The following is a 16776-nucleotide window of genomic DNA, read 5'->3' as shown; positions in this document are numbered from 1 at the left end:
GGAGTTAAGATGAAGAAAGTTGGTCAAGAAATAAAGCGCCACTTGATGACGGCCATATCCTATATGCTTCCATTGGTTGTCGCTTCGGGACTTTTAATTGCCATCGGAAATTTGATGGGAGGTCAGAATGTTGATAGTTTAAAATCCATGTCTATTCCTGATGCGATGACAACATTGGGGGTATTTGGGATGGGTCTCTTGCCATCCTTTATTGGTGGGTATATCTCCTATTCCATCGCAGACAGGCCTGGTATTGCACCTGGATTTTTAATGGGTCAGATTGCATCTTTTTTAGGCGCTGGTTTCCTAGGAGGAATCATCGGTGGCTTTATTTCGGGTTACATTGCACTCTTAGTCAAGAGGTATTTGAAAGTACCGAATTGGGCTCAAGCACTCATGCCTATGATGATCATTCCAACCCTATCCGCTATTATCGGTGGTCTGATTATGTTTTTTGTACTTGGAGCTCCTCTGACAGTCGCAACGGCTGCTTTAACAGGATTTATTAAGGGATTGGATCAGTCTCAGAAAGCGCTGTACGGTTTTATTATCGGTTTTATCGGCTGTCTTGATTACGGTGGTGCCATTTCGAAGGTTCCAAATCTTATCTGTGATGGCTTGTTACTAGATGGGATTACAGGTCCTGAAGGAATTAAGGTACTGGCTGCCATGGTACCCCCGATTGGTGTCACTTTCGCTTACCTCTTATCCAGAATTGTCAAAAAACCAATTTATTCCAAACAAGAAATCAATGCCATTAAGGTAGCCTTCCCAATGGGATTGTGCATGATTTCAGAAGGCGTCATTCCTATTGCGATGAATGATTTAATTCGTACAGTTATTGCGACCTCTTTAGGCTGTGGGGTCACTGGAGCCATTAGTTACGCTTTTGATAATGGTAGCCCTGTTCCATCAGGAGGTGTATTTGTTATTCCTGCCATGTCGAGACCTCTAGTAGCCATCCTTGCTCTCTTAATCGGTTCCTGCGTGACAGCAGTGCTCTTAGTTATTTTAAAGAAAGCTAGAGCTGAAGATGAAGAAGATCTTGATTTGGATGACAGCGAGGAAGAAGTTGATTTGTCGGGATTGACCTTTGAGTAAACTAGAGAAAAATTTGGAGGAAATGATTATGTTAATCAATATGGAACAAATGTTAGCTATTGCTCAGGAAAATAAATTTGCTGTTGGGGCCTATAATATTTCAAATTTAGAATTGGCTAGAATTGTGATTGAACAATGTGAGGCAGATAATGCTCCGGCCATTATTGAGGTTCATCCTACGGAAGTCTTTTACTGCAAAGATGATTTCTTTGCCTACATTCTGCAACGGATTAAAAACAGTCAAATTCCCTTTGTTCTTCACCTAGATCATGGTGATAATTTAGATAGCGTTGCAAGGGCAATTCATAATGGCTTTAGCTCAGTGATGATAGATGGTTCTCTCTTATCTTGGGATGAGAATGTTGATATCACAAGAAAAACTGTTGAGATGTGTCATAGAGTGGGCGTTAGTGTTGAAGGAGAACTGGGGACCATCGGTCAGACAGGACGCGCAGTTGAAGATGGCCTAAAGAATGGTATTTATACTAAGCCGGATGATGCCAAGCAATTTGTTGAAGAAACAGGTGTCGATACGCTAGCCGTCGGAATTGGTACGGCTCATGGTATTTATCCTAAAAATGTCACCCCTGAAATTCGGATTGATATTTTAAAGGATATTGTTAGTCAGGTCGAGGTCCCCTTAGTACTGCATGGCGGTTCATCAAACCCTGATGGACAAATTGCAGAAGCTGTTAAAAATGGTATTTCCAAGGTTAATATTTCCTCTGATTTCAAACATGCCTTTTTTAACAAAGTCAGAGAAGTCTTAGCTAATGATGAAGGCTGGGATCCCAACAATTTATTCCCGGTTTGCATTGAAGAAGGCAAGAAAGTAGTTCACCATAAGAATCAATTATTTAACGCCCTTGATAAAGCACCACTTTATAAGGAACTATCACCTTGGAGAGCAGAATTTTTGTAAAAAATGAAAACTAATAATATTTTAACAGTAACAAACATTAGAAGAAAATTTAAGATTATGAGATTACCCTAATATTTATGTATAATTAATTTTTATACAAATATTGTGGCATGGGATTCATTTTTTGAGTAAAATTACTGGTAAAAAAGCAATTAAAAAGTAGAATTATTTTAATTTTTGTCGATTCACGACAAAATTTGGCCGTTTCATGACATTTTTGTGCACAGTTAGAAAAATATGCTATCCTTTAGATGTTCGTCGCGATTGAACAACTACATTTGAGGAGGATATTATTATGTCACAAGAATTGAATTTTACTGAATTAACAACAAGTGAATTATCGAATATCAGAGGTGGTGGTATAGGCGGCTTAGTCTCACTTATTGTCGCTAGCGCTGAGGCTGAGTATAACATTAGTTATGCTCTTGGTGAAAAGGCTTACTATGATAGCCATTAATACTAAAGGAGGAAAATCATGAAACAGTCAAATGAATTAACCAAAGAAGAATTATCTACCATAGTTGGTGGACAAGAATTTGGAAAAAACTATTGGTCTTACAGTCCAGTAGTTGGATATGTCCCGCTTTTAGGCTATTATAATGGCTACCAGCATGCTAAACATAGCAGTTAATAGAAAATAAGATGTAAAAAGCCTCACTTAGAAAATCTAAGTGAGGCTTTTCAGTGATTTGATTTTCAAGAACTATTAATTCTTATTGAAAATTCTGGTTTGGCATTTGCGGAGTTTGAGGCTGATCAAATTTCTTAAGTGAAGTTAAGTAGATGATACCAGCGATAATTGGGAAGATATCAGCAATCATTGCTGTTAATGGTCCAATAGGTAAGGCGATAATGAAGAAAATATGAGCCACCATTGGAACGAAATTCGTTCCTTTAAATTTGACTATGCCAATAATCCCCATAATCAAAGTAGCAATTCTAAAGGCCAGTGCAGGGAGACTAAGGAACATAAATGCAGAAGATATAACTCCTCTAGCAGCTAAAACCATTAAGGTCGCACAGATAAACGAAATCACTCCACCAATCACTCCGAGTAAACCGTTCGCTTGGGCTAGTTTTTTCAAACCAGCATTATTGTTTGTCATAAGATAAATTCCTCCTAAAATTAGTACCCTACTAGTTTAACAGATATAGTTATCATTGATTGTTACAAAATGACAACAATTTTAAGCAGGCTTTAAGTGCATACAGTTATCCCTCGAAATCTTTAAGACCTTGCTTGTAGAAATGACCGCCTATGATACAGCTAATATCTGCGATAAAACCAAAGAAGATATTAACGGGGAGAGCAATGATAAAGAGGGTATGAGATGCCGATGGAATATTATTTTGTCCAGAATATTTTCTCATAGCCAGAAGGCCATAGATAAAGGTGACAATTTTTATCATGAGACTGATAAGAGCAAACACTAGATAGATGAGTCCTGCTAGGGCTTCATCATCGGAAGTCGTTGACCGAAAGGCCATATAGGAAAAGATCCCCCACTTTAACAGTCTTAGAACTAGAGCCAATCCCCCTCCATATAAACCTAATTTAGCATTAATGCTGGCTAAGTTATTCGATTTCATATCTTTCTCCTTAGATACTTATGCTTGCTTGATTCAGTCTATCAGAGAGAAGCAGTTAATGCAAATTAAGTTGCGATGACAAAAGTTAAGCTGAAGTAGAATGGATCACCAACATTTGAGCGTTGACAATTTAATGGTTTGTACCTAATTGAGACAAAAAAAGCACCAGGCGGGCTTATCCTGATGTGATAGTCAATAAACGGCCTTAATTTTCCCATTTTTTAAAGACCAGAACAGCATTGGATCCCCCAAAACCAAAGGTATTGGAGAGGGCGAACTTGATTTTGGTCCTGTAGCCTTGCTTGATAATGATATTGGCCTCAATATCATCACCTAGATCCCGAGTTCCTGCTGTCATGGGAACAAAATTGTGGTTAATCGCTTGGATTGTGGCTATCGCCTCAACTCCCCCTGTTGCTCCTTGGAGATGGCCGGTAAAAGATTTCGTAGAAGAAACAGGGACTTCTTTGCCCAAGACACTTACGATAGCCTGACTTTCAGCGAGATCATTTGCGGGAGTTGATGTTCCGTGGGCATTGACATAGTCAACTTGGTCTGGCTGTATCTGGGCGTCATTTAGGGCCAAGCGAATAGCTTTCGCTGCACCTAGACCGCCGGGAGACGGGCTGGTCACGTGGTAGGCGTCACAGTTATTACCATAACCGATAACCTCAGCTAGAATTGTGGCTCCTCTAGCCTGAGCGTGCTCTAGGCTCTCCAGTACCAAAACACCGGCCCCTTCGCCGATGACAAAACCATTTCTGTCCTTATCGAAAGGAATTGAGGCACGGTTGGGATCCTGCGTTCTAGAAACTGCGGTCAGGGCATCGAAACCGCCGACACCGATCTCAGTAATTGGAGCTTCAGCACCGCCTGCAAGAATGATATCATGACTACCTCGTTTGATTTCACGAAAAGCTTGTCCTATCGCATCGTTGGATGAGGAGCAAGCGGTAGAAATGGATTTGCAGCTGCCTTTAGCCCCAATACTGATAGCAACATTGGCTGCGGGCATATTATAGAAGGCCTTGGAAACAAAATCTGGACTGATTGCTGTCATCCCTAAATCATTCATGGCGATAATCTGTTCCTGAAATTCCTGCAGGCCTCCAACTGTTGATGATATCATGACGCCAATTCTATCATAATCAAGCCCAGTCTGATCAGTCAGTCCAGCTGCTTCAAACGCCTCTTGTGCAGCATAGATTGCATACAGACCGCTCAAATCTTTCTTGTCTAAGTCTTCTTGGCTGAAATACTTATCAAAAGGGAAATTCTGAACCTGACCGGCATTAACAACCTGACTGGAACTGGTATCAAAACGGGTGATTGGCCCAATACCAATTTTGCCACTTTCTAGACTAGTCCAAAATTCTTGAGGATTATTGCCGATAGCGGAAGTGATACCATAACCTGTAATCACAACACGATTTTTATTCATATAGTAGTCTCATTTCTCCATAAAGTTTTTAACTGATTAAATAGTACTACATATTATTTATTTTGACCAGAGCTCACAGTAAAAGGGAGTGGGATCAACCCAAAAATTGAAAATTTCGGATTGATCCCACTCCCGCACAACGTACAGCTCAGGAACCTTTCGAGGTTGGCAATAAGATTCATCACATTCGTTTAGGTTTTCTGCATTGGCCTTATGGCAAAAGGAAAACCAGCAGAGGAGTCTGAGAAGAGGAGCCTGAGACAAAAGTCCAAACTCGTTAGTATGTTCTAGATTAACCAGATTGACGTAACCAACAAGTCTTGCTCCCAGTCACTGTGCTAAGAGTTTATTCCAAAATAGGGAGACTGGGGGAGTTTTTGGCCAGCATCTGGACTTTGTTCGTTTTCTTAGGCCTCTGGCGAATCAGAACTTGCTGGCACCTCTGTAGACATTGGAGTTTGGTACGACTCCGCTGTTGCAAAAGACTTTTGTGAATTTGAGGACTGTGCTTGAAGGCTAGCCTGAGTTTGATCCGACACTTGTGGGTCAGAAAAAGCTTGCGTCATCTGCGAACCAGCATTTTGCGCATTGGTTTGGACGCTGGTGTTGGACTGTGCAGGCAGTCCTTGGTCTTGATGGTAAGTACCCATCCAGACTGGCTCTTGCTGGAAATGAGTAGTAGTATTTCCTTGATTTTGGTAGTAGCTTTGTTGATTTGGAAATCCATTATAGGGGTAAGGATTCTGAGGGATAAAAGGCTGATCCAGCTTTGGCAGTGCAACAAGGAAAAGAATTCCTCCGGTGATAGATAGGATATCCGCAGCGAATCCGCCCAATAAGGGAAAGATATTAATTCCGAAAGCCACAATCAACAAGATTGGTGCTGCAACACTTACTCTTGGATCTTTGGAAAATTTAACGACTCCTAAAATCCCAAACACAAGAATAGCAATACGAATCATTAAAATGAATATAGTAAATATTAGCGCAGTTGCGAAAAAGGATCCAGCTGAATCGCTGTCAAAACTTGCGGCCGAGAAGGCACCGATATCGATGACTGTCTTAATAATCCTCAATATAAGGGTGAGAATCCCTCCAATTAAGCCAACGAAACCGGCAGCTTTAGCTAAAGTTTTCTGGTTCATAACGTTTCCCTCCATCTGAATTTTCTACTAGCCTACCAGATAGTGGTTAGAAAATCAAGGCAGATTATTAGGACTCATTTTTTGCTTGTAACAATAAGAGCTGATTGTAGTAAGCAAAAGGTTAACAAGACAAGAGCAGTAGTGACTGAAACCAGAAGCAACTAACTCAGATTAATTGGGCCTGTTTCATCATCTTTACATCTGATAAAGAATCCGGTGAAAGGAGCAGTGAAGCGAATAAGAAGACAAACAAATCCCAGAGCTTAGTCGTTTATAGGTTATTGGCGCTTAGCTAATTTAGAAAGGAGAAAAAGGGAAGACTTCTGTCAATTAGGTTACCTTACTTATCCCGTTTTAATATCGAGTAGCTTTGGCATTTATTTTTTCCTTTATTTCTTTATTAGTAGTATTATAAACTCATACAGATTAGATCTAAAAATACTGTAGAATAAATTTATCCGAGTTTTGTTTGGGTGTTAATAGGGGATTAATCCGTATCAGACTATGTTCCAAACTGTTTGATTGACCAAACTATCTCTATGTAGTAATATATAAAAGCTAAAAAGAATTGAGGGAAGAAATGATTAAAGCTATTGAACTTTATTTAGTAACGGACAAAGACGGCCAGGCGGCTGTCGATTTTTATGAGCAGGTCTTTGGTGCTAAAATTTTAGCCAAGACTACTTTTGGTCAAGCCATTCCTGACTGTCCAGAAGAAAACAAGAATCTGCTCTTAAATGCGCAGCTGGATATTGGTGGAATTCACCTGCAAATTTCTGATAATAACCCAGAAGCTGACTACATTTTGGGGAATAATATCTCAGCCTGTCTTCAGCTTGATGATGCAGATCAGGCGCGTGAACTATATGATCAATTAGCCCAAGAAGCCCGTCATATCGAGTTAGAGCTGCAGGAGATGCCTTGGAGTCCCGCTTACGGAATCATTGTTGATAAATTCGGCATGACGTGGCAAATTAATACGACTATTGAGGGCTTTGTATCTGAAAATGTAAACTTCTAAAATAATTTTGTATCCGTAAAGATGCGTTAGGCAAATATTCCCATTTGCTGAAAAAAAGACTATAATGTGAGGTAAACGATGTTAAATAAAGAAGTAGGAATTATGCTCTATGTGGATGATGTAGATTCTGAGAGGGATTTTTGGCAGACCATCGGTTGTAAAATTGAATCGGAAACGGAAACCATGGGGTATCCAAGTTTTAAGATGCGGCCGACAGCTGACAGTTCAGCACTCTTTACCGTTTATGCCAAAGAGTTTATCCGTCAAGTTTCCCCCGAGGTTGTAGACAACCAGCCTAGTCTCTTATTTGAGAGTGAGGAGCTTTTGATGCTTCATGCTAAGATTTCAGCTGTGACTGACAAAGTTGGGCCCATCCAGACTGATCCCTTCCCAAGCTTTAATTTCGCCAGCCCAAGCGGTCATTATTACGTTGTTAAAGGTGTTTAAATGGAGGTAACGATATGGCAATTCGGCGTGCAAAGGTAGCGGATATTCCCGCATTGGAGAAACTTTTGGAAGATATCCTCTTGGTTCACCATCGCGTCCGGCCCGACCTTTTTAAGGAGACAGGTAAGAAATTTACCCGTCAAGAGTTGGAAGAACTGGTGCTCGAGGAGTCCAAGCCAATTTTTGTTTATGAAGACGAGCGAGGAAATATCCTAGGTCACCTCTTTACTGTCATTGAAAAGCATGAGGGGAATACTGACCAACCTCGCAAGACCCTCTTTATTGACGATCTTTGCGTGGCAGAAGAAGCGCGTGGTCAGCAAATTGGCCAGAAACTCTTCAATTTTGCTCGTGCCTACGCCAAGGAACTTGGCTGTTATAACTTGACTCTCCACGTTTGGAATGCCAATGAAGGGGCTTTGCGTTTTTACAAGCGTCAAGGTTTGCAGGAACAGTTTACTTCAATGGAAGAAATCCTGTAAACCAGAAGTTCCAATAGGCGCTCTGAGACTATTCATTTGAACTTACAGAGCTTTGTAAGAGTTTTTACAAGGCTTTTCTATTACCATAAAAATTCTGCGTCGCTGCCTGACTATGATAATCTGAAGGCGATGGTTAAGCTGATTATTATTGGTTTTATACTCAGTTAAAATCAAAGTTAGCCTTTTAGACGTCCATTAATCTTAAGGAAACGATGCAGTTACGGCAGAGGCTTGTTCCCTAAGGAATCCGAACTTGATAACAAACGAGAGTGAGACAAACAGCCATGATAGCCTAGCCCCCACCCACAAAGCATTGTAATCTCTGGAGATTACGTATAAAAAAATCGGTAAATTGTTATGAAATGGTGATTTCGTTTTTCTGCGTTCTTTTATTTTTAGACTCTGTCCTCTGCCGCTCCCTTGTTTTTAGGCAGTCTATCCCCAGCTGCCAAACGCCACTGGAGACTTTCAATCTCACTTTCACACGGTTTGATTGGGATACAAAGCCATTAAGCCATGCAAGGGAATTTAGGAAAATCGACGCAGGTGATAAAAAGTACCTAGGAGATTTTATGCTTTTAGTAGCCAAATTTAATTTGTAAAGACAACAACTCTGTGCAGCATTGTAGACGTGTTTAATGACATAAGACAGCTATTAAAATGAGCACACGAAGGGATAACGAGGATGGCTACACTAGAATTTAAAATGAGATTGTGTGGATATTTTCAATGATTTCTCATTTTTCTTGATTTTACTAGTTTCCCTAGGGTGGGGATTATGTTAAAATAACTTTATATTAACAGTTTACGGAAAGGACTCACATGTCCCTAGCACTATTATCAGTAGCCATCATCCAGCAGTTTATGCTCAAACTGATCCTTTGTGCAGCCGAATGGTCATTATTTACTTATGTGACGGGAATCAGGCCTAGGTTTTATAAGGTCGGTTTTTTGATTGGACTGCACATGGTTCTGTCTTTTTTTCTAACACCTTATATTGGTGAAGTTACGGTTGGTCTCTTACTTTATTTTGTGATTATTAGTTATAAGATGCCTAAAAGCCGTCTTGTGGAAAATTTTTTCTTTGCCCTCTATCCGCCGGTTCTCTTTTCCATTCTTTGGAATTTTGTGGCAAGAATTGTTTTTCCCTTCCTCTTTAATAATCACCCTTTGAATTATTTTCTGGACAGCTTCGTCTGGAATATGCTGATTTTGATTGCTGTAACTCTATTAGAACGATTTTTACGGGAGTTCTATCAGATTGACTACATCTCCATGAAGAACAGTGTCTGGCTGGATAAGCGAACTCAAAGTAATTTTTGGGTTACTCTGTCGGAAATGCTGAGTTATTTTATTCTGTATTATTTCCTTGTGTTTATGCAGCGGCTGCATATTGGAAAGTTACTGGGAATTCCTGTTTCCGTACTGATAATCGTAGTTACAGTTGTTTATTTGGCAGTTTTAATGAAGGTTCTCATCCTGATTGACTATTATTCAAGGGAATATCTAAAGGATTTGAGGCGTACGGAACAAAAGCACTATCTGGAAAATCTAGAAAGTTATAGCCAGCAAATCGAAGAACTGTATCAGTCGGTTCGTTCTTTCCGGCATGATTACAACAATATTTTACTCAGTTTGAAAGGGAGTATTGAAAGTGGTGACCTCCATCTGGTTACCCGAGTTTTCGATGAGATTTTCCAGGAAAATATTGCTGGTTTGGATTCAAGGGATCGTCAGGCTAAATTGATTAATATCATGATGCCCGAGATTAAGTCCTTTCTCTTTATCAAAATAGGGGAATTTGAGAGCCAGAATTATAAGCTGGTCTTGAATATTCCTGATATTATCATGGACTGCGGTGTTTCAAGTTCTGCGGGACTGACTATTTTTTCAGAAATGTTTGACAGAGTTATGCCTTGGTTGAAGGAAAATCCTGCAGGTTTAGTCAATGTGAGAATTATTGAGGAAAATGGCGTTCAATCCTTTAGTTTGGAATTTACACCTTATCAGCAGGCGGCCTTGGATCAATTAGCTGACTTGTCGCTTGAAAGCCGAAGGAATCTTAATCACTACCGTAAATTGACCTTTGCACAAGGAGTACATGATCAAACCTTCTACCAAGAATTACGTGTTAGGAGGAAGTCAGACCGATGATAGTTTTAAAACAGTTATTATTTTCTTGGACAATTTTCTGGTCTGGCTGGTATGTCTTCAACTGGATCAGTAAACTCAATTTGCCTCTGAAAAAACTGCTTCCGGTTTCAGTTTTTTCAGCTATTGTTATCTTTTTCAGTTCCAAAACAGGCACAGTAGTGGATGTTGTTCATCTCTTATTAATTGAATTCATCTTCTTTAAGTTTCAGCCTAAACGTGAACTCCTTTTCTATGCCTTCTATACGGCTATTGGACTTGAATTTCTCCTCAGCCTGTCTTACTATATTGTCTTTGGTATGGATCCTAATCAGATCGACTTAGCGGCCTACCCGCTGACCAAGTTGATTCTTGCTAATCTTTTGGTTATCCCTGAATACTGGGTTGTCCATACTATCTTTAACCTCAATTTTAAATCAATAACGGAAAGCGAAAGCAGTAGAGTTAAGAAATTCTTAGTTGAAATCACAGTGGCTCTCTTTATCTCTTATGTTATTTTGCACGCTGTTTATCTTCTGCGTTACATCAATAATCCTACCATTGATTGGATTTCTGACAATCGCAACAAGGTCATTTTTATTGGGGTGACAGTATTTTGCTGGTTTCTCTTTGGTTTCAACCGCTGGATTAGACGGACTTTGAAGGAAGATATTGAAACTGACCGGGAAATGCACATCGCTAACCTAGAATCTTACAATCATCGGGTTGAGTCGCTTTATGCTGAATTGAGTAGTTTTAAGAAAAATTACCAAGCAGCTTTAGAAAAATTGGCTAAGAGCATTGCCAGCCAAGATATGACTAAGATTCAATCAACTTACAATGAGATTATGGGCGATGCTGCCCAAGATCAGCAGCTGATTCAATCTAAAAACCTTGACATTGGTAAGCTCTCATCTATCCATATTTCACCGATTAAAAGCATGCTGTCGGCTAAGATTTTGTTGGCTCAGGAAGAAGGACTAGAAGTTACTATTGAAGCACCTGATGAAATTAATCAGATTCCGATGAAGATTATTGATTTAGTCACTATTATTGGTATTTTGAGCGATAATGCTATTGAGGCTGCCAAAGAATCCAAAGATAAGGCTGTCAATGTGGCCTATTTCAAGGTTGATAATCAGCAGTTCTTTGTGATTGAAAACTCAACCAAAGAAGAACAAGTCGCTATCAGCCATATTTTTGAAAATGGCTACTCGTCAAAAGGAGAAGATCGTGGGATCGGCTTAGCCAATGTGGAGCGAATTATTTCTCAGTATGCTAATGTCAGTCTTTCGACACGGTCGGCAGATTATTGCTTCCGGCAAACCCTGTCAATGACAGAGAACTAGTCACAATTAAGGCTTTTGGGATGTTCCCAGAGCCTTTTGTTTTGTAAAAAAGCCCCTGCTCTATTGAGCAAGGATCCTTTTGATTTATTTTAAAGATTCGTTTTCTTAACTGGTTACCGCTTTTTCCCAAGAATTTTCTTGGTGAGAAAGAGTATATAGCCGATAATGATATAAAAGATGGCCAGAACTAGAATATAAGTCAGGACGTAGTCCCAGCCTTTTCTTGTAACGTTGAGAAAGAAGTAGGGAAAGGGGCTGTCTAAGCTACCAGGAATTGGCCATTTCAAGATAAGACCATTGAGAAGAGCCCAGATACAATAGAGAATAGGCATAAGAGTCCAAACTAGGGGATCTAATGCTTTATAAATATTTTTACGATCAAAGATAAGGGTGTCACCAATCATGCCAAGCGGTGCGATATAGTGAACTAAGAAGTTTCGGATGTTCCAGTAATCAGCTGGGGTTACCTTAGGTGCTAGCATAAAGTGATAAACTAAGAAAGTCAAAGTAATGACCAGAGTTGTACTTCCCTTAATCCGCAACAAGGTGGGATGCTGATTGATGGAACCTCCTTTAGCTTCTAAATAGATATGGTAAAAATGACTGGAAAAAACAAGGATATTGGACAGAACAGTATAGTAAAGTATCATTCCAGGCCCATCTTTGGCAATCTGCATTGAGACACCGATAAGACCGCAGAAACCAAAAATGAGACGATAGATTTGTGTTAAAGACATCAGTATATAACTCTCCCAAATTATTTAATCTGTTTACTATACTACCATAGTTGAAGGCTTTCGACTAGCTGCTTAGCATAATTTTCAGATATCTTTAAAATTATGCTATACTGGTGCTAGTAGAGAGGGAGATTTTATGCCAAATATTTTAGACTATATCAAAAATCATGGTGAAAAAACTTTTTCAGACTTGATGCTCAACAGCATTGATATAGCTATTATCAACGAATTGGGTTACCTGCCTTTAGGAGAACAGTTACATTTAACGCAGCCAGTTACCTTGCAGGCACTGAAAGAAGATTTTCAGGCCAGCGGTAAAAAAGTTCACTATTCCTTTACTGTTACCAAGCAGCGTGTGGAGCTTTTGAAAGCTGTCCTTGCTGCTCCACGCTATCAAGGCTTGAGTTTGGTCTCTTATATCAATGATATTGATCCGCAATTTGAAAAGCAATTTGCTGCGATGGTTCTCAGTCTGCCGAATATTAATCATTATCAGGTTATTTTCCGAGGAACTGATGAAACGCTTATCGGTTGGAAGGAAGATTTTAAGATGACTTATGCCAGTGAGATTCCTGCACAGCGGCAAGCCTTAGCCTACCTGATTAAGATTTTAGAGGCTAGCGACTGTCGCTATACTGTAACAGGTCATTCTAAGGGTGGCAATCTGGCTCTCTACGCCGCAGCTAATTTACCAGAAGATTTTCAAGCAAGGATTGACCAATTATTTATCTTTGATGCACCGGGCCTGCATAATCGCGTTTTGCACAGTCAGGGTTATCAGGCCATTCGGGATAAGGTGCTCTGTCTGAGACCCAAGGATTCCATAGTTGGCAGTATGTTAAAAAATGACCTTGCTAGCTGCTTTATTGAAAGCAAGGCCATCGGAACTTTCCAGCATGACGTGGCCACTTGGGAAGTGAATGGTACAGACTGGCAATTTGCTTCCGGTCCATCTGAACTCAGTCAGGCTTTAGAAGAGACCTTTAGTCAATGGACACAAGAGCTTTCCAAGCAAGAGCTCAAAATTCTCTTTGATACAGTCTTTGATCTTTTCTTGGAGAATGATGTTGCCACTCTGGATGATTTTCAAGCTGACATTCTTAAAAGTGCCAAAACAATTATGACAGCTTTCTCCCAGCTCCCGGCTGACAAACGGCAATTACTCAATAAATCAGCGCTCAGTCTCTTGAGTATCTTTGTGAAATCACGTTTTGAACAACTCAATTTTCCAAATCCCAAACAGTTATCAGAAAAATGGCGGAACTTGTTAGGAGAGAGGGAAGAACGATAAGGGCCCTTTAGCTTATAACAAATAAAGGTTATCCCTTGACTTGGAGTTAACTCCAAGGCTTACAATGTTGAGGATTAATAAGTAAAAGGACACATATTGATGAATATTAAGAAAGTGAGCGAGTTAACTGGGATTTCTGCAGATACCATTCGCTACTACGAAAGGATTGGTTTGATTCCACCAGTGACGCGCAATCAAGCTGGAGTTCGTGATTTTACAGAGCATGATATCTCTATTTTGCAATTCATTCGCTGTTTTAAAAGGGCTGGTCTGAGTATCGGGGCTCTGAAAGCCTACACGGAACTCTTGCAAGCTGGTGATGAGAATATTCAGGCCCGCCTGACTATCCTTAAAGAGCAACGGGAAGGCCTACAGAAGCGCATCGACGATTTAAATGAGGCCCTGAAGCGATTGAATTATAAAATCGATAATTACGAGAATAAGATTGCTCTCAAAGAGAAGCGGCTTTTTCATAATAGTAAAGACAGTGGATAGGCCTAGAATGAGATTTAAGAAAAAAATAAGTAAAAAATCTTGACAGATTGAAAACAAATTGATAAACTATAGGAGTAGTTGCCGATTTAGCTCAGTCGGTAGAGCAACGCACTCGTAACGCGTAGGTCGTAGGTTCAATTCCTGCAATCGGCATTCTTCATAGACCACTAGTGGCATTGCTTAGCAGTGCCACTTTTTTGAAGGCAAGGAGAAGTTGAGAAGTGTAGTCAAAATATCAAGAGGCTGTCTTAAAGGGCATCTTATGGATGTGGGTGAGGGGCAGCAGTCTATTCAGCTCTTTGACTTGAGCGATTGTGTAGAATTGTATTGTGATGATGGCAAATACTAGCTGGTCTCGATTTGGGAGTTTTGCAATGTTGCTGCTAGAGCAGGTAAGGAAATTTCTGCTGACCGAAAAAACTGCAATGACCTGTGTATCCTTAAGCGAGCCTAGTTATTAGTGAGGAGAATAATTGTGATCAAGACACCGTCACGAAAACTTGTTGGTTGGGCTATGGGCCTGCAGCTTATCGCTTCCTTAGTCATAATACCAACGCTTATTTTTATCATCATTTTTGTAGTTTCCGCAAGTTTTAGGGAAAATGCTTTATCTTTCTTGGCGCATGTACTGGGACTAGGAAATTACGAAGATGACTTTACTACAGACTTTCTTAGAGTCGTCTGGTTTATGTATTCACTTTATGCTTACTTTCTTTTTCTGCTGATTTTGAATCTTGGCGCTAATATTGTGAGTATTATTGCCGCCAGCGTTTGGTCTCGGCATTTTGGCTTTTTGATTAGCTTCCTTTTAGCATGGGGGCTTGAGTTTATTTTTGTTGCCGTAGCTTGGTCATCAATTTATGCGAGCCAAGAAAACATTAGCCGGATATTTATAACCGGCCTGATTGGCTTAGGACTTGCAAAAATTGCCCAAGTCTGTGTGATAACTGGCTTATTTATCTTAGCGGGTAAAGAAATCAAGGCTAGTCAGCAAGGCCAACAAATGATTTATCAGCAAGGGTTAAATGACTATTAATAATAAGAAAAAATAAAAGAATGGTTTGGCCGCAATGCCAAATATTAGTTGTGATGAAAAATACTAGAAATTTCGACTGTGAAGGCTCTGCGGATGATCAAATGCAAAATGCTGAATGGCAGTTGAAAATAAAGCAAGTAAAGATAGCAAGAAATTTCCAGCTAGTTTCAGCAGGATTGTTAATGATGTGGTTTTTTAAGCAAAGCAGCTTACTAGTTCATACAAACGATCCTGCAGAGGAGATGATTGGTTGGATAATAGCATCGGCGATTGTTCTCCCAATTAGCCTAGGTGCTATGATACTGATTTTAGTCCCTCCTATTATTACTCTCATTTTTGGCTTTGGTGTGACAAAGGGGTTAACGTTTAGAATCCTAATCACTTTGCTTGGAATTTTAGAATTTGTATGTTTTGGCTTAGCAGCTGTATCCTATTGCATATTCCAACCCAAACTTTTTCTCTTATTTACTGCCATAGAGATCGTTTTGAAATTCGCAAGCTTCGTATTTAATAGCCGCTTACTAAAGAAAGTAAAGTAGAGGATATGTAAAAAATAACCATCAGCAAGGCTGGTGGCTATTTTTCATATCTAATGGTATTTTCTAAAGTTCCGATTCCGCTGATGGAGACGGTGACAGTGTCCCCTTGAGTCAGCCAGTCTAGCTGATTAGGATTGTGGCCCATAATGACACCAGAGGGTGTACCAGTGAAAATTAAATCATCTGGTTCAAGTGTCATATATTGTGAGAGGTAACTGACAATTTCTTGCGGACTGTAGAGCATATCGGTCAGCGGAGCTTCTTGAACGATTTGGCCATTAACCTTGGTTGTTAAGCGGGCTTGGCCTAGGTTCATTTGATCCTTAGTCAGCAGACTTGGTCCGACAGGAGCAAAACCATCTAGTGACTTACCTATCAGCCATTGACTGGTTTGAAATTGAAGCTTACGCGCTGTAACGTCATTACCGACGGTGTAGCCAAAGATCGCTTGATCAGCCTCATCCAAGGTGAGGTTTTTAGCATTTTTACCGACGACGATGACCAATTCACCTTCGTAATCATATTCCCAATCGTTATTAGGAAGAAAGATGGGAGAGCCGTGACTGTTGAGGCTGGTCGCTAGCTTATTGAAAATTTCTGGGACCTGAGGTTTGTCCATCTGCACTTCAGTAATATGGTTTTTGTAGTTTAGGCCAACGGCCAAGATTTTTCTGGGGTGGCTGACGACCGGATAGAAGGCGTAGTCTTCTATCGTATCCAACCAGTAGCAGCTGTCAATTTGGCTCAAATCAGATTCTAAAAGAAATTGAAGTCCCTTGTAAACTTTGCCGTCAAAGAGATTTTCCATAGTAAAATCGGGAACTTCTTCAACCTGATCAAAGTAGGAAGTTAATTTAAGCCAACCAGCTGCCGTTTGGACAACGAGTTCAGGTTTTTGGCCAATTCGATCACACTGAGTTTCATAGGAATCCCCTTTCTACAAGATAGCAGGCCGTTAAGTGACTCAAAGAATTTAGGAAAATGGACAGCGAAGCATTAAAGCTTCTGGGATATTTTATCTAAATTCACAGAATCATAGGCGGGTCCAAT

The 16776-nt window shown here is 40.1% G+C and carries 18 protein-coding genes, 1 tRNA gene and 1 pseudogene; 14 read left to right on the top strand and 6 right to left on the bottom strand.

The window, feature by feature from the left end; all coding sequences use genetic code 11:
- Window positions 1-9: 9 nt before the first annotated feature.
- From ACFSN5_RS05800 to ACFSN5_RS05785, 4 genes are all read left to right on the top strand, one after another.
- Entirely contained in the window at window positions 10-1101 is a 1092-nt protein-coding gene (locus ACFSN5_RS05800; RefSeq protein ID WP_004228918.1) for a PTS fructose transporter subunit IIC, read from the top strand.
- Between the two features lie 28 nt (window positions 1102-1129).
- Window positions 1130-2023: a ketose-bisphosphate aldolase gene (locus ACFSN5_RS05795; RefSeq protein ID WP_165329044.1), complete on the top strand. Its 894-nt coding sequence runs from the start codon at window positions 1130-1132 to the stop codon at window positions 2021-2023.
- A gap of 295 nt (window positions 2024-2318) precedes the next feature.
- A complete protein-coding gene (locus ACFSN5_RS05790) occupies window positions 2319-2480 on the top strand; it encodes a bacteriocin (RefSeq protein ID WP_165329043.1) in 162 nt (53 codons plus the stop codon).
- 18 nt (window positions 2481-2498) lie between these two features.
- A complete protein-coding gene (locus tag ACFSN5_RS05785) occupies window positions 2499-2654 on the top strand; it encodes a bacteriocin class II family protein (protein WP_165329042.1) in 156 nt (51 codons plus the stop codon).
- Between the two features lie 82 nt (window positions 2655-2736).
- Here ACFSN5_RS05785 and ACFSN5_RS05780 read toward each other — a convergent pair whose 3' ends face one another.
- From ACFSN5_RS05780 to ACFSN5_RS05765, 4 genes are all read right to left on the bottom strand, one after another.
- Entirely contained in the window at window positions 2737-3129 is a 393-nt protein-coding gene (locus ACFSN5_RS05780; protein ID WP_165329041.1) for a hypothetical protein, read from the bottom strand.
- A gap of 106 nt (window positions 3130-3235) precedes the next feature.
- Window positions 3236-3613 carry a hypothetical protein gene (locus ACFSN5_RS05775; RefSeq protein ID WP_165329040.1) on the bottom strand — a complete coding sequence of 126 codons (378 nt, stop codon included), beginning with the start codon at window positions 3611-3613 and terminating at the stop codon, window positions 3236-3238.
- Between the two features lie 205 nt (window positions 3614-3818).
- Entirely contained in the window at window positions 3819-5054 is a 1236-nt protein-coding gene (gene fabF, locus ACFSN5_RS05770) for a beta-ketoacyl-ACP synthase II (RefSeq protein ID WP_165210722.1), read from the bottom strand.
- Between the two features lie 407 nt (window positions 5055-5461).
- Complete coding sequence (locus ACFSN5_RS05765) at window positions 5462-6199, bottom strand: DUF4064 domain-containing protein (protein WP_165210725.1); 738 nt, start codon at window positions 6197-6199, stop codon at window positions 5462-5464.
- A 580-nt stretch (window positions 6200-6779) separates the two neighbouring features.
- Here ACFSN5_RS05765 and ACFSN5_RS05760 point away from each other — a divergent pair.
- From ACFSN5_RS05760 to ACFSN5_RS05740, 5 genes are all read left to right on the top strand, one after another.
- On the top strand, window positions 6780-7220 hold the full coding sequence (locus ACFSN5_RS05760; protein ID WP_165210728.1) for a VOC family protein: 441 nt from the start codon (window positions 6780-6782) through the stop codon (window positions 7218-7220).
- A 78-nt stretch (window positions 7221-7298) separates the two neighbouring features.
- Window positions 7299-7667 carry a glyoxalase gene (locus ACFSN5_RS05755; RefSeq protein WP_165210731.1) on the top strand — a complete coding sequence of 123 codons (369 nt, stop codon included), beginning with the start codon at window positions 7299-7301 and terminating at the stop codon, window positions 7665-7667.
- 14 nt (window positions 7668-7681) lie between these two features.
- A complete protein-coding gene (locus ACFSN5_RS05750; RefSeq protein WP_165210734.1) occupies window positions 7682-8149 on the top strand; it encodes a GNAT family N-acetyltransferase in 468 nt (155 codons plus the stop codon).
- 822 nt (window positions 8150-8971) lie between these two features.
- Window positions 8972-10303 (top strand): hypothetical protein, encoded by a 1332-nt coding sequence (locus ACFSN5_RS05745; RefSeq protein WP_165329039.1) that lies wholly within the window; start codon window positions 8972-8974, stop codon window positions 10301-10303.
- Window positions 10300-11628 carry a GHKL domain-containing protein gene (locus tag ACFSN5_RS05740; protein ID WP_165210740.1) on the top strand — a complete coding sequence of 443 codons (1329 nt, stop codon included), beginning with the start codon at window positions 10300-10302 and terminating at the stop codon, window positions 11626-11628. The genes ACFSN5_RS05745 and ACFSN5_RS05740 overlap by 4 nt, the downstream gene beginning before the upstream one ends.
- 113 nt (window positions 11629-11741) lie before the next feature.
- Here the strand turns inward: ACFSN5_RS05740 and ACFSN5_RS05735 are convergent, their stop codons facing one another.
- Entirely contained in the window at window positions 11742-12365 is a 624-nt protein-coding gene (locus ACFSN5_RS05735; protein ID WP_165210743.1) for a Pr6Pr family membrane protein, read from the bottom strand.
- A 136-nt stretch (window positions 12366-12501) separates the two neighbouring features.
- On the opposite strand from ACFSN5_RS05735, the gene ACFSN5_RS05730 reads away from it, so the two are divergent.
- The 5 genes from ACFSN5_RS05730 (at window position 12502) to ACFSN5_RS05710 (ending at window position 15726) form a co-directional block, all read left to right on the top strand.
- Window positions 12502-13656, top strand: coding sequence for an Mbeg1-like protein (locus tag ACFSN5_RS05730; RefSeq protein WP_165329038.1), 1155 nt, complete (start codon window positions 12502-12504; stop codon window positions 13654-13656).
- 99 nt (window positions 13657-13755) lie between these two features.
- Window positions 13756-14151 carry a stress response transcriptional regulator NmlR gene (gene nmlR, locus ACFSN5_RS05725; protein WP_165329037.1) on the top strand — a complete coding sequence of 132 codons (396 nt, stop codon included), beginning with the start codon at window positions 13756-13758 and terminating at the stop codon, window positions 14149-14151.
- An 80-nt stretch (window positions 14152-14231) separates the two neighbouring features.
- Window positions 14232-14304 (top strand) — tRNA-Thr (locus ACFSN5_RS05720).
- A 322-nt stretch (window positions 14305-14626) separates the two neighbouring features.
- Window positions 14627-15187 (top strand): hypothetical protein, encoded by a 561-nt coding sequence (locus tag ACFSN5_RS05715; protein WP_165329036.1) that lies wholly within the window; start codon window positions 14627-14629, stop codon window positions 15185-15187.
- A gap of 53 nt (window positions 15188-15240) precedes the next feature.
- Window positions 15241-15726, top strand: a complete 486-nt coding sequence (locus ACFSN5_RS05710) for a hypothetical protein (RefSeq protein WP_350018427.1) — start codon at window positions 15241-15243, stop codon at window positions 15724-15726.
- Window positions 15727-15763: 37 nt separating this feature from the next.
- Here the strand turns inward: ACFSN5_RS05710 and ACFSN5_RS05705 are convergent.
- Window positions 15764-16650 (bottom strand): annotated as a pseudogene (locus ACFSN5_RS05705) (fumarylacetoacetate hydrolase family protein).
- Window positions 16651-16776 lie beyond the last annotated feature (126 nt).

Source organism: Streptococcus tangpeifui (assembly GCF_044503215.1).
Lineage (GTDB): Bacteria > Bacillota > Bacilli > Lactobacillales > Streptococcaceae > Streptococcus > Streptococcus tangpeifui.
This window is presented reverse-complemented; position numbering and strand designations above follow the sequence as displayed.